Annotated in this window: 12 protein-coding genes and 1 pseudogene; 5 read left to right on the top strand and 8 right to left on the bottom strand. The window is 37.4% G+C overall.

Features of this window, described 5'->3' with window-relative positions:
* Positions 1 to 69: 69 nt before the first annotated feature.
* The 4 genes from ABJH98_RS03475 to sucD all read left to right on the top strand — a co-directional run bounded on the left by ABJH98_RS03475 (position 70) and on the right by sucD (position 2558).
* Positions 70 to 441 carry a hypothetical protein gene (locus ABJH98_RS03475; RefSeq protein WP_348306236.1) on the top strand — a complete coding sequence of 124 codons (372 nt, stop codon included), beginning with the start codon at positions 70 to 72 and terminating at the stop codon, positions 439 to 441.
* 3 nt (positions 442 to 444) lie between these two features.
* A complete protein-coding gene (locus ABJH98_RS03470; RefSeq protein WP_348306235.1) occupies positions 445 to 1053 on the top strand; it encodes a hypothetical protein in 609 nt (202 codons plus the stop codon).
* A gap of 1 nt (position 1054) precedes the next feature.
* Positions 1055 to 1549, top strand: a complete 495-nt coding sequence (locus ABJH98_RS03465) for an HAD-IIIA family hydrolase (protein WP_348306234.1) — start codon at positions 1055 to 1057, stop codon at positions 1547 to 1549.
* 136 nt (positions 1550 to 1685) lie between these two features.
* Positions 1686 to 2558: a succinate--CoA ligase subunit alpha gene (gene sucD / locus ABJH98_RS03460; protein WP_348306233.1), complete on the top strand. Its 873-nt coding sequence runs from the start codon at positions 1686 to 1688 to the stop codon at positions 2556 to 2558.
* Between the two features lie 94 nt (positions 2559 to 2652).
* Here the strand turns inward: sucD and ABJH98_RS03455 are convergent, their stop codons facing one another.
* The 4 genes from ABJH98_RS03455 to ABJH98_RS03440 form a co-directional block, all read right to left on the bottom strand.
* Positions 2653 to 5727, bottom strand: coding sequence for a T9SS type A sorting domain-containing protein (locus ABJH98_RS03455; protein ID WP_348306232.1), 3075 nt, complete (start codon positions 5725 to 5727; stop codon positions 2653 to 2655).
* A 14-nt stretch (positions 5728 to 5741) separates the two neighbouring features.
* Positions 5742 to 6104 (bottom strand): hypothetical protein, encoded by a 363-nt coding sequence (locus tag ABJH98_RS03450; protein ID WP_348306231.1) that lies wholly within the window; start codon positions 6102 to 6104, stop codon positions 5742 to 5744.
* Positions 6105 to 6418: 314 nt separating this feature from the next.
* Positions 6419 to 6997, bottom strand: coding sequence for a hypothetical protein (locus ABJH98_RS03445; RefSeq protein ID WP_348306230.1), 579 nt, complete (start codon positions 6995 to 6997; stop codon positions 6419 to 6421).
* A gap of 273 nt (positions 6998 to 7270) precedes the next feature.
* The gene (locus tag ABJH98_RS03440; RefSeq protein ID WP_348306229.1) at positions 7271 to 8143 is read right to left on the bottom strand and encodes a tail fiber protein; all 873 of its coding nucleotides are present in this window, start codon (positions 8141 to 8143) and stop codon (positions 7271 to 7273) included.
* Positions 8144 to 8461: 318 nt separating this feature from the next.
* Here ABJH98_RS03440 and ABJH98_RS03435 point away from each other — a divergent pair, with 318 nt between their 5' ends.
* Entirely contained in the window at positions 8462 to 9205 is a 744-nt protein-coding gene (locus ABJH98_RS03435; RefSeq protein WP_348306228.1) for a hypothetical protein, read from the top strand.
* 145 nt (positions 9206 to 9350) lie between these two features.
* Here ABJH98_RS03435 and ABJH98_RS03430 read toward each other — a convergent pair whose 3' ends face one another.
* From ABJH98_RS03430 to ABJH98_RS03415, 4 genes and pseudogenes are all read right to left on the bottom strand, one after another.
* Positions 9351 to 10262 (bottom strand): hypothetical protein, encoded by a 912-nt coding sequence (locus tag ABJH98_RS03430; protein WP_348306227.1) that lies wholly within the window; start codon positions 10260 to 10262, stop codon positions 9351 to 9353.
* 280 nt (positions 10263 to 10542) lie between these two features.
* Entirely contained in the window at positions 10543 to 11454 is a 912-nt protein-coding gene (locus ABJH98_RS03425; protein ID WP_348306226.1) for a tail fiber protein, read from the bottom strand.
* Positions 11455 to 11757: 303 nt separating this feature from the next.
* Positions 11758 to 12717, bottom strand: a complete 960-nt coding sequence (locus ABJH98_RS03420; protein WP_348306225.1) for a hypothetical protein — start codon at positions 12715 to 12717, stop codon at positions 11758 to 11760.
* A gap of 218 nt (positions 12718 to 12935) precedes the next feature.
* Positions 12936 to 13204: pseudogene (locus ABJH98_RS03415) on the bottom strand (transposase); the annotation flags it as partial.

The following is a 13204-nucleotide window of genomic DNA, read 5'->3' as shown; positions in this document are numbered from 1 at the left end:
GATAGGAACACAATAGTTTGTTAGATATGACGCTTTGCATAAATTCGTAGCTTGCTAAAAAATTCTTGAATGAAGCTTTTCTTTTCCGTCTTGTTTTCGATGCTTTTTTGTATCTCTTGTCATACTGAAGAAGTAGAAATTTCTGATGCTCATATTAGCGTTTATCCGAATCCATTTCATAATTCTGTATTCATAAATGTACAGGCACAGAAAGAGACAAAATTGGAGGTAAGTATTTATGGAAAATTGGATCACCCAGAGGATGATCAAGTGTTGTGGGACAACTTACCACCTGATGAAAATCCAGTAATAAAAGAATCTTTGAGTGCTACTGATAATAATAATTATGAAATAACTGCAGCAGGATGGAAATCCGGAACCTACATTATGGACGTAACTGTAAATGGCAGGACCGAAAGATACAATCTTATAAAAGAGTAAGAAATGAAAATATTATTAATTATCGCTACTTTTTTCATTCCTATTGTTAGCTATGCCCAACCTACTACAAGCATAGCTGGCGGCTTTTCCTCAACAGTCATAAGCGTATCAACAGATCAGGAGTTTCAAAACCCATACAACATGGGCCTGGGTGCTTTTCTGAAAGGTGGATATGAACAGAATGAATGGCTGACTTATGAGGTATTGTTAGAATACAGCCGTATCAAATTAAGAAATGAAACTCAATTGGTTGACGTTGTTGGTGGTGACTTAGGGTCACTAAAAACAATCAACCAAAATTTCAACATTCAATTGGGTGCCCTTTTATCTAAAAACCTAAATAAGCTAAGTATTGCTACAGGTTTAGCTATCCAATATGCGATTTCTTCAAAAATCATATACAAGCAAAAATCAGATGACTTTAAAACAGAAAACAACTCAATCCGTCCATTCAACATAATAATTCCAATTCAATTGACTTACCCGATTGGCTCTGTTTCTTTATTAGCTCGATACGAAAGGAGTATTTTGAATAGATTGAAAAATACGGATGGCAACATTAAAGAATTCGAAAATGATCTTAGAATAGGTATCTCTTATCAATTCAAATAACATGATCAACACAGAAAAAATTAAAATGCTTGTCCTGGATGTGGATGGCACCATGACGGACGGTCGCATCAATGTGACCGAAGAAGGCCATCAGTTCAAGCAGTTTCATGCCAGAGATGGGCTCGGCATTCGTATGCTCCTTAAAAAAGGAATTCGAGTCGGGATCGTCAGCCATAGTTTTTCAGGAGGAGCTATTCAAGCCAGAGGTAAAATGCTAGGCATTTCTCACATCTATACGGGCTTAGAAGAAAAAGACGAGATACTCGAACAATGGTGTGAGGAATTAGAATTGAATATGAATGAAATCGCATTCATTGGCGATGACCTCAATGATATTCCAGCCATGAAAAAAGTGGGACTCTCGGCTTGCCCTGCCAATGCAGCTGATGAAGTAGTTTCTTATGTAGATATGGTCCTAACTAAAGATGGTGGAGATGGCTGTATTCGAGAATTTATCGACAAATACATGTCTGTTACTTACACTAAAACTGCCTAATTATTTGGTCTACAGTCCAATAACAATTTTACATTTAAAATTGAACTCAAATTAATGATTATTCGGAGTACGCAACTCCGCTTTAACCTTTGGTTATGCCATATATTATCCTATTTTTGCACAAAATTGAAATAGCATGAGCGTATTAGTAAATAAAGATTCAAAAATCATAGTCCAGGGCTTCACTGGCACTGAGGGTACCTTTCACGCAACGCAGATGATCGAGTACGGAAGCAATGTAGTAGGTGGAGTAACTCCTGGCAAGGGTGGTCAAAAACATCTAGACAAACCTGTTTTTAATACAGTAAAAGAAGCTGTGGACCAAGCTGGTGCTAATGTTTCAATTATTTTCGTACCACCAGCATTTGCCGCTGATGCGATCATGGAAGCTGCTGATGCAGGCATATCAGTAATCATTACGATCACAGAAGGTATTCCTGTGAAAGATATGGTAGCTGCTAAAAAATATTTGGAGAACAAAGACGTGACTTTGATCGGACCTAACTGCCCAGGGGTAATCACTCCAGGAGAGGCTAAGGTTGGTATCATGCCAGGTTTTGTTTTCAAAAAAGGAAGAATCGGTATCGTGTCTAAGTCTGGTACATTGACGTATGAAGCTGCCGATCAGGTAGTGAAAGCTGGATTGGGTATTTCTACTGCCATAGGAATCGGTGGTGATCCAATCATTGGTACTTCTACCAAGGCTGCAGTTGAACTTTTGATGAACGATCCTGAAACTGACGCTATCGTCATGATTGGCGAGATCGGTGGCAACTACGAAGCAGATGCTGCACGATGGATCAAAGCAGGAGGTAACAAAAAGCCAGTTGTTGGATTTATCGCTGGACAAACTGCTCCAAAAGGAAAAAGAATGGGTCATGCTGGTGCGATCATCGGTGGCGCAGACGATACGGCTGAAGCTAAAATGAAAATCATGGCTGAATGCGGACTTCACGTGGTAAAATCTCCTGCAGATATAGGGGAGACTATCGCGAAGGCTGTTAAGTAAGTCGTATATATATAATATTAATAAGCCCCATGTCTGAGCATCAGACATGGGGCTTTTCTTTTCTACTCATTCTTCTATTCCAGACTATATTAGATTAATTTTTTACCACTTTAATCAGACGATTAGTATCTAAGTTTACGAGTTTAATAAAATAGATACCATTTGGATAGGCATAAAGTGAAATAGTTCCTTCAAAGGATTCGTTATATCTGCTAAATTTCCTTTTCTGTATAATTTGTCCATTGATGTTAAGTATTTCAATATTTAAAAATCCATCAATATAATTATACCCTTGTAACTGCAGCTTAAAAATTCCATTGGAAGGATTAGGGATAATTTTTAGGCCATCCAAAATTGGACTTGTGTCTAACACAAAGGAAATAGTGACGTTTTCTTCAATGATACATTGACCTTGATCCGACTTAATAACTACTGAATAGTCTCCAGCTTCCAAGTTTTCAAAAAGTGATTTGGTGCTAAATGAAGAACCTCCATCTATGCTGTATTCAATATCTTCACCACTTTGTGCATCAATCATTATGGATCCGCCTTCCCCTCCAATATCATCTGAAGTTGATAAGGTAGCTGTGAGAAGACACTCAAATTCCAGACAGAAATCATCACTTTTTGAAGATTCAAATATACCATCCCCAATTACTAGTTCATTACCTTCAACATCTTCTATTATATAAGAACCTTCACCTAAATCACAACAGATCCCATCTCCATATGAATCTTCTATAGTGAATGTATAACACCCTACTTCGTCAACACATAAATCCTCTAAAATAGTGCCTGTTTCTCCTTCATAGGGACCACCAGAGAAAATAATTTCATCTTCATCATTTTTCAGATGCCATGTGGTTTCTTCTGGATAACTGTCCAATGTCAATTTCAACTTTACTTGTTTCTTGGTATTATCAATACTCACTTCTGCATTTGAAGTATTGTTTTCAGAATTCTCATCTCCTTCAGAACCATTTACTTCATTAATAACAACAGAAAGATTATTGTTTCCGGATGTCAAATCATCAAAAACAATCTCTATTTCCTCAGATTCTTCCATTTCAATTGAACCTGACCATTCTACTGTTTCTTGGAATTCTCCATCATTCATCAAGTCTATAGAGGCAGTCGTTATAGTAGTCTGACCATTGTTGGTGAGCAGGACCTTACCATCCAAAGTTTCAAGACATACGGTCGAAGGTAATTCAAGTTCTATGGCTACATCTGTATCATACAAATGACTAATATTCTTCTTAAAGTTATTATTGCTACTTGACTCATCTTGCTCATAAAGAATTTCTACTTCAACTAAATAATCGCCAATTTCAGAAAGATCAATTGAAGTAGTAAAAGTGTATTCAAGAGATTCGCCTTCACTTAAAGATGTCCCATCAATGGCCTCTTGTATTTCCTCTCCATCCAAATACAGTGTCAAAGTATAATTTTCAGCGGTAAAATTTCCAGTATTCTCAATTTCCACGACTACAGATTCAGAATCCGTAAGTTCACTAGATGTCTCAGGATAAATGATATCTGATATTGACAAATCATAATCCTTCTTTTCCAACCTAAACGAAAATATTCTAGTCCTCGCACTACCAGAACCATTTCCTCCGTATTCTCCAGTATGCCAAAAGGTCATATCATCCGATGGGTCAACACTCATGTGTGAATAATCGCCAAATCGATAACTACTGATTGCACTATTCCCTTCTACTACTTCATATTCTTCAACTGTCATTTCTCCTAAAGGGTCGTCAGAAAATCGTCCCGTAAATCTAATTCCAGCGAATTCTTCAGGGCCACTTACACTGTAGGCTAAACCAATATTTCCATTTCCATCCATAGCGATTGATCCCATATATCTATGAAGATTGTCATCTGGAGCAAATGTGCCTTCTTGATACAATTCCCAATCACCATCGGTACGTCTCAATTCCATCCAACGTATTCCAGAAAGGTTACTTCCGTCATTAACATCAGTAATAAAATTCAAAACCATTGACTCATGTGTACCAAAATTTCTGTAGTTAGGTACATTCATAATTACTTCGGGAATTGCATCTAAACCTCCTGTAGATCCTTGGGATAAGCAAGAAAATGTGCCTTCAACTAAATCATCGCATGGATAGCTATCAAAAGGTGTCGTTATAATTGAAGTTTTAGTTACCGTGGTGTTCTCCACATCTTCGAAATCAATATCGAATGCAAAAATTTCGACTACATCATCATCTACTTCCCCCCAAGAAGAATCATTTATTTTAACTGCCATCGCCTGATTGTCTTCAGGGTTCGCTTCTCCTACCCAGTTAACTGGTGTAGTCACATAAAAGCCTGCTTCTGTATTAGTATTACCTGTAATCTCAACTCGTTGCATAGTAACACTCTCGTCTCCAGCGATCAAAGCCGCACGATCAAAGAAATATTGATGCAATGCACCGGTGGATCCTTCATTGGTTGTTAGAATGTAAGAAGTAGTCCATATTCCATACTTTGGATAATCTGGAAATTCAGGAGTGGAAAAAGAATATACGTAATAACTACCCGTAGGATCAGAAGAATCGCTCATTGCAATTAATAAGTTCGCAGGGTCAGCAAATTCCGTAATCAACCAACGATCATACTCCGAATCATATAGAATTATAGGATCTCCTAAAGAAGACTCATCTAGAGTTGACCATAAAGTATTTCCTGTAAAGGATAAAGCCAATGTACCGTCATCTTTATTGTAAACTCCAATTTGCGTTGAATTGATTGCTTGAAGATAATAAGTCAATCCAGCGGCACCAGTTGGATCATGCGGGTGCGAACCATTCTTTTTTCCTTCAATATTGATGATTGGATCTATGGCTACCCCCCTATTATTCTCTATAGAGACTTGCCTTATAGGATCTGGCCCTAGATGCTCCAATTCAGGTCGGACAACCTTACTTTTCCCTCGATTTTTAAAGTTTGGTGGAGTGGCTTTATCTTTTCTGTATTGGTTTTTGGTAGCGCTGGTTGTAGACCGAATTGGTACTAAATCTATTATTTTTTCCGTTTTACCCAGAAAAAATGCTTTTGTGGAAGAAACTTCCACATTGTTCAATATTTCTTTTTTTTGATTCTGGGCGTTCAAATTAAACGACACAAACAAGGTAATAATGATTGTAAAATTTTTCATTTTAATGTTCAGAGTTAGTTTTTGATTGGTTTAGATTTTCCATTTTTAGAATTGATAGAGTTAGTAGGTTCCTCGGCTATATTCTCAATTTTATTAAGCTTTAAAATTGAAGGGCAATCTGACAGTAGTTCCCGAATCTCATCCTCGGGTTTTGTTGTAATTATTTTCAATTGCCAAAGATTTTGAGAACGGCTGGTTCTCTTTAGTTCTTTAGTCTCAAATTGATTCAATTCATCAATTTCAAAAGGGGTGGTATTTTCATCAAATAAAACTACGTAAGCATAAGACATTTCATTTGTAGATACGTCTGCGCTTTTGCAAGAAAAAATTAGAATTGAAAAGCTGAAGGCTGCAAAACAATATTTCAAATTGATCATTTAGGGGTTATTATAATTGAAATCTATTTTACAGCAATTTATACCCTATATCGCACTACTTATGCTTAGTTTTCGATGAAACGTCGAAAACTTAAGAGTAAAATTTAAATTGTTGGCATATTGAAACTAAAAGATGAGGTAAAACAAATTTCAAGTATCTACTAATCTCACCTCTTCATTTTATTCCCAATGGAAAAAGCCGAGCGTTAAATGTTGATTCAACTGTAACAGCCATAAAAAAACCAAGGTCTGAATTTTAAATTCAGACCTTGGTTTTTTTATAAAAGTATCAAGAAGTATTCTACTGCACCAGGTTATTGCTCAATTACCTCGGTGGTATTAGAAAAGTTTCCTTTGATCGTAGAATTTTCAGTTGTCATATTAATGGCTAATGTAACTACACCATCCTCATTCGATACTTTAACGGTACCTCCAGTAATTTCGTCATAACTATCTTTGTCTGCTAATGCACTTAAATCTGTGGTGAAATTTCCACCTGAAAATGTCAGCGCATCACGGTTGTCTAATTTCCCAGCGAACTCATAAATTCCATCTGCCAATTTGCTTTTTTCTGATGAATTGAAATCAATAGACAAAAACACACCCGACCCTTGGAATTCAACCCAATCCTCATGTGCTATATAACTCAAACCAGAAGCCACAAGAGAAGCCTCTATAATAAAACTATCATCCATTATTTCTCCTTGGTTATCATAATTTTCACCACCCAAGTAGATATATCCTTTATCCAAACCATAAGTTTCTCCATCGTAAACGACTTCACTTACTACATCAAATATTTGATCTTCGTTTGAATCATCATCCGAACAACCCATAAAAAATATTGTGCAAATGGCTAAGAACATAGTGTTTTTTTTACTCGTTAGTTTCATTTTATTTAATTGTTTTAATTGTTAAAGTGCGAACCTGTTGAACATTTTTCACTCGATCAACTGATTCGATATTTGTTATTTTGATTTATTTACAGAACATATCGCTTATGATTAGGTCGTAATTTTAGGTATTAGCTAATACCAAAAAAACTAAATAAAATACAATGCTAGACCATAAGGAAGTTATCACTGATTGCCTCTATTTTCAGTTGAGCAATTTGATGTCTTAGGTATTTTTTTCTAAATTTTAGAGGCCAAACCATAGCTCATCATTTACATTTTCAAAATGTAAGCGAGTGCATAATACGGTGGTCTGTTCTCATGTGATCCATTACTATCAGTTGATCCAGTTGATCCATAGATCGTATGTGAGTGATTTCCTTGATAATCTGAATAATAGACTTGGGCATTTGTTTGATCTTGACCTCTACCTAATTCCGTTGCAGAACCCTTGTGATCCAAACCCAAATTATTAATCTTGGTGGAGTGTCTGTGATTACCAGTAGTATTGGTATATAAAGATCCTTTATCATGCGTATGAGCAGGCATTTGAGTAGTAGTTAATGTGACACTACTACTTCCACCAGTTGCATCTGGCGAATAAATTCCTCCAGCTCCTACAATAAAACGACCTGTTAGATTAGGCGTCTTTACTGTTCTTGTGCCTGAACTATTAATTCCTGAATCAGTATTATCATTTGGGTTATACCATCTACCATTGCATAAGGCCCAACCATATGGAATTGCATCCGTCGCTCCAGACCACATGATAATTCCGCCTTTTGGGACGGGTCCGTTTCCTGTAGCATTTAATCCATAGTCGCTTGCACTAATTGATTTAGCACCTAACTCTACATCCAAATCCTCTTCGGTATCTACTAATTTCCTCCATATACTTTCCGTTTTATCCCAGTAGAAGAAAGCTTGGTGTTCGATGTCAAATACTATCAAACCCTGAGATGAAGGATTTATAGTATTGCGCTCATCAGTCGTCATTCTTGGTATGAGCAATCCACCTGTTCTAGAATCAATTTCCAAAATGGCATCATCATTGACATTGTCGGTACCGATACCAATCCCTTGTTGACTAAAAACAGATTGAATAAATACCAGAATTAATAGAAAGGCAACTATTTGAAATTTCAAATAGAAACAAAATTTGATAGGCATGGTTTTCAAAATCAGGTTAGTTCAATAATTCTCCTTCACTACATTTAAGACTAGCCAAAAGGCCAATGTTCCAAGTTCATGCATTGGCTAGTATGACATCAAAAGCAAGTTCATTATTTAATTAAAGTAAATTATAAATCAAATCTAGCCTTTGGAAGTCGCGAAAATAAAGCAGTGCTTGAAAGGATTCAAGTAATTTTAAATAAAGTTTTAAAATGTGATTCTTATACTAATTTTTTTAATTTTTATAGATTATCCTTGCCCTTCATTAATTATCAAATTATAAAAACAACTATGAATAAAATCAATCTAACATTACTAGTCTGCCTGATTTCAAATGTGAATTTTGCTCAAATCAATGACAAAGCAACGCTTAACTATTTCGATATTAGTTTATCATCGGAAATTTATGAAACCGTAGCTCCTAATGCTACTCTTCAAAACCTTGCTAAAGATATAGCTGGAGATATGAGTGAGAATCTGGGGGATGCAGTATCCGACTTCCCTACTACTGGCGACGAACGCACCGACAAACTTCGAGAAACAGTATATACTGAGATCGAAAATATGACATACAAAGCGTTTGGCGAAGAACTCAAAATCACCATTGAACCGAAAGATAAACTTGCAGGAAAAATTTACTATTTCGGAGCATACCCACATTTATACAAATTCAAAAAAGTTTTAAAAAGTGCTCCAGGAGAAGCTTTTTATATGAGTTACCAAGTAGAAATGTATAAAGGTGGCATGGGAGTAGGCGCCATGGGAATTGAAGTAGGAGGTAAAATTAAACCGACGACTGTCATCAAATTAGCGATTGCAGACAGCAAAGGAAAAGTAGTACAAGAATTCGAAATCAAAGAAAAAACTGAAATCGTAGTAGGTTCTACAAAAACTTCTGTAGGAGGTGTAGAAATGAGCGACGGAGCGAGTCCTGAAGATGTAAGTGCTAAAGTATTGCAAGTTTATAAGGATGCGCTGGACGTATTAGTAGAAGAATTCAAAAAGAAAAACAAGAAGGCATACAAAAACGCCTAACCTGTTTAAATTAAGCAGTAAAAATCCCTGTTAATGCAATAAACTTTAACAGGGATTTTTACTGCTTCATATTTTCGTACTTTTAAACTCTCCGCCTATACTCTCCGATCTTCAAAGCTCCATCTGCGTTTGATTTTGTATAACCTTACTTCAGTACTCGAACTTTGAGTCCGTAGTAGCCCACAGTAGCCCCATCCTTAGGCTCAACCCGAATGTGAAAATACCGATAGTTTGTATTGAAAATACCAAAATTTAACGCCTCTTGAGAAACAATAGTCGAAACATTGGGTCTGAAATTTCGCTGCAGCACTAGACTGTTTGCAGTAGAGTTAGCCGGGCTTGTGTTGCCACCACGAATTTGAATGGTTAAATAACCATTACCTCCTCCTTGATTGATATCTGACCATGCGGTCAGATCCACCTTCTTATTGTCAGTATTTCCTGTATCAATGATAGTCCATCTCACCCCACCAACAAAGGACGAAGAGCCTCCTACAGCCGAAAACAGTTCTGGAATTTCTAAATTGTCCAATTGAGATTTAGTAGCTACGTCCGAGGCATTAACCCCGTCAGAGACATTTTCTATTTTATAGTTACCCATGTTGAGCACTCCTGCCATTTGATCCGAACCGTCTAAACTCAAATTGTCTCCGTCCACACCAGAAGCTGAAAGATCCAATTGATTTTTGTTCACAGCATCATTGGCACTTGTACCATTAGAAAGGTTCACTATTTGATGATTACTCATATCGAGATTCAGCTGAGCGGGCTGTACTACCAAACGGAGCCAGTTTGTACCATCAAAGTAGATGAATGCCTCAAGATTCGTATCATATACTATTAGGCCAGCGGACGTTGCTCCTAATGTGGTTCTTTGTGTCGTGGACATTCGAGGTATAAGGAGACCACCAGTGGTAGATTCAATTTGCAGGGTGGCATCATCTTCGACCACATCTGTACCAATTCCAACGCCTTGCTGGCTCTTGGCCTGCAAAAAACCTCCAATCAGGAGGACTAGCACCATGTATTTCATAAATAAATCGGTTAGGTTTATCATCTAAAATAGAGAGAAATACATGAATTAATAGCAAATTAAAAAGGAAATTTGAAGGATTTAAAAATCTTAAATTGACCTAGTCCTTTATTGATAAGATTGCAAGAAATTGAGGCAACATTATTTATTACACTGATTTAGCAATACCCTGAAAAATGACTTGAAACCTAATAAAATCTGGTATTTCAGATTCGGCGACACTTATACTATCACTAGATCAATTGGCCGTTTTTTTCTTTGAAATTCTCTTGTGTATCAAGGCATCAAAATTCGCGTACATGCTTTAGAGTTTAATTATAAAAGCTAGCACATAATACGGAGGTCTATTTTCATGTCCTGCACCTCCACCTGTAGATCCAATGGTATGGGTATGACCAGTATGTGTACTTGCTGAGGCAGTATGGGTATGCGAACCGTCATTCTCGATATCTGCTTTTGTGCTAACAGTTTCATAATCGATATTATCAATATCGCTATCACCACCGCCTGTGAAGACCACTCCAGGCCCATTGACCAGATCCGGATAACGATTATATTCTCTGGAGGTTCTTAGAACATGATCGTGATCACCTCCACTGCTGACCGAGATGGTGTGGCTGTGGTTCCCTCCAGTGCTGGAGGTGTGATTATGAGAAGGAATTTGGCCAGTTGTTAGTACCACAGAAGATTCGCCTCCTGTATCACCATCCGTTGTTCCTCCGGTACTGAAATTTCCTGGATTATCATATGCATTATTAGCCCCATCGTACTCTGGATCATAGCCGGCAATGAATCGAGCCCTCAGGTCAGGAGTCTTAACTGTACGATACGCTGAAGCGCTAACTCCTCTATCCGAATTGTCTTGCGGATTGTACCAACGTCCGTCACACAACGCCCATCCCGCAGGGAGACTACCAATATTACCAGACCACATCACGATAGATCCTTTTGGCGTTCCGAGTTGTGACCAAGTTCCATTGGAATATATAAACATAGCTTTGGCTGTCATATTGTAAATTAATAGTCCTTCAGAAGGGCTACTGATGGTATACATAGCAGTAGTTGTGAGTCGAGGTATTAGCAATCCTTTGGTGCTACTTTCAATTTCGAGAATTGCACTTTCATCTACATCGTCAGTTCCAATGCCAACACCTTGCTGGGCATGCAAAGAATAAAAAGCCACTACGGCAATTATAAATAAGGTTAGGGTTTTCATTATTAATAATTTTTTGAGGTCATTACTAAATTTAAAAGTGAAATTTAGCACCGAATGGGACACACAAAAAATGACTTAAAACAAGAAAAACAATGATAAACATCTTGAGACGGATTGGTGCCTTTATAATTACTCTTAACTTGTAAAGTAAAATCAGGACGACACAGCACAAGCTACAAGCTTGCGCCAGCGGGGGCATTATCAACGCTACTAGCTCCAAGCATATTATAAATTCATTAACTGTATTCACTGGCCCGCGTTTAGCGACAGCGCTATGCGTGACTGCTACACCAGTAAACCTTTCTATTTGTTGTAGGAAATTTGGAATCGTGCACGCCAATTATAACCATCATGAATAACATCTCGATAATCAGATCTTCGAAAAACCAAGTAATTATTCCCTCCTGACCTAACAGCCTGGACTGAACCCGGAACACGGTTATACGCTGAACTTTGATATATGGCCAACTCAGCGTATGAAAAATCTGGAGTATATATATCGTTGAATTCTGGGATGGTGCTAGTCACTCTTACCGAGATACAATCTCTTTCTGCAGTAACATTAAAAATTATATAACCACTAATTTTAACCAAACTACCAACTTCAACCTTTTCAACAATCGATGAACTCACAGTAAATCCAGTTCCACAATAACTATCAGCTACGATGCTAATTGCAGCTGCACTCCCTAATTGATCGGCTAAATCATTGATACCCCCATTCAAATCTGCTTTTACTACATTCAATTGATTCAAATTAACAGCATCATTATTCCCAGTCCCATCCGACAAATTTAAGATCTTATGGTTTCCCATATTCAAATCTCCCGTCATGACGTCTGATCCGTCACGATTAATATTGGACAAGTCCACAGCATCCAACTGGTCCTTATTTACAGCATCTTTGGCATTCGTACCATCAGATAGGTTTATGATTTGATTAGAATTCATATCTATTTTTTCCACTGCTGGTGACATTACAAGCCTTCTCCACTGGTTGGGTGTCACATTTTTATCATAGATATACAGACCATTGTCATAGCTTCCAGCATCGTCCGTATTATAAATAATAAGTCCATTGGCTGGTGTGGCTACCAGGTCAATATCAACTCTGGGAATCAAAATGCCTTGCTTTCCCGTGGGGGAATCAATTTGTAAAACCGCTGATTCATCAACGTTGTCCGTACCTATACCTATACCCTGCTGAGCGAAGGCACTATATGAAAAAAAGGCTATCACAAGCGACGGTAAAATATATTTCATTGCAAAAAAAACTATATAATCACCGTAAATATAGACAACAAATCAACAATTCTAGGGTTCTTTATATTGTGTTTTTATTAAACTAATCCCCCCTGCTGGTGCGAGCTTATAGCTCGTATCCATTCTCCATTCCCCTAAAGTCAAACATAATCTATATTCAAAATTCCTTTTCCTCCAGCATAACCCCCTCTGGCGCGCTTTTGCAAAGCGTGACAAATCTAAGTGAGCATTTGTAATGCTATTAAACCAGGTAGCCCAGCATAATCTTTGGCACTGCTATATACGTAGTGCTCTGGCTCATAAACATATCCTTCATCTACAGGGTTTTGATGTATGTAAACCAAAAGTTGGTCAATCATCTCATTTGATGAAAGGTGAATGGGATGGTACCCATCTTGCCATACTTTATAATTCACTCCTTTCTTTACACGTTTGGCAGCATATTCAAATTTCTTCAGCATCCACTCTCTCCTACTTTCATTGAGCT

Source organism: Reichenbachiella sp. (genome assembly GCF_039969095.1).
Taxonomy (GTDB): domain Bacteria; phylum Bacteroidota; class Bacteroidia; order Cytophagales; family Cyclobacteriaceae; genus Reichenbachiella.
Note: the sequence above shows the minus strand (reverse complement) of the source record. Positions and strands in the feature narration are given on the sequence as shown.

What these genes read in the sequence shown, in the direction of transcription:
- sucD (WP_348306233.1), top strand. Translation starts at nt 1,686, where the DNA reads ATGAGCGTATTAGTAAATAAAGATTCAAAAATCATAGTCCAGGGCTTC.
- ABJH98_RS03435 (WP_348306228.1), top strand. Translation starts at nt 8,462, where the DNA reads ATGAATAAAATCAATCTAACATTACTAGTCTGCCTGATTTCAAATGTG.
- ABJH98_RS03420 (WP_348306225.1), bottom strand. Translation starts at nt 12,717, where the DNA reads ATGAAATATATTTTACCGTCGCTTGTGATAGCCTTTTTTTCATATAGT.
- ABJH98_RS03465 (WP_348306234.1), top strand. Translation starts at nt 1,055, where the DNA reads ATGATCAACACAGAAAAAATTAAAATGCTTGTCCTGGATGTGGATGGC.
- ABJH98_RS03445 (WP_348306230.1), bottom strand. Translation starts at nt 6,997, where the DNA reads ATGAAACTAACGAGTAAAAAAAACACTATGTTCTTAGCCATTTGCACA.
- ABJH98_RS03470 (WP_348306235.1), top strand. Translation starts at nt 445, where the DNA reads ATGAAAATATTATTAATTATCGCTACTTTTTTCATTCCTATTGTTAGC.
- ABJH98_RS03475 (WP_348306236.1), top strand. Translation starts at nt 70, where the DNA reads ATGAAGCTTTTCTTTTCCGTCTTGTTTTCGATGCTTTTTTGTATCTCT.
- ABJH98_RS03450 (WP_348306231.1), bottom strand. Translation starts at nt 6,104, where the DNA reads ATGATCAATTTGAAATATTGTTTTGCAGCCTTCAGCTTTTCAATTCTA.
- ABJH98_RS03430 (WP_348306227.1), bottom strand. Translation starts at nt 10,262, where the DNA reads ATGATAAACCTAACCGATTTATTTATGAAATACATGGTGCTAGTCCTC.
- ABJH98_RS03425 (WP_348306226.1), bottom strand. Translation starts at nt 11,454, where the DNA reads ATGAAAACCCTAACCTTATTTATAATTGCCGTAGTGGCTTTTTATTCT.
- ABJH98_RS03455 (WP_348306232.1), bottom strand. Translation starts at nt 5,727, where the DNA reads ATGAAAAATTTTACAATCATTATTACCTTGTTTGTGTCGTTTAATTTG.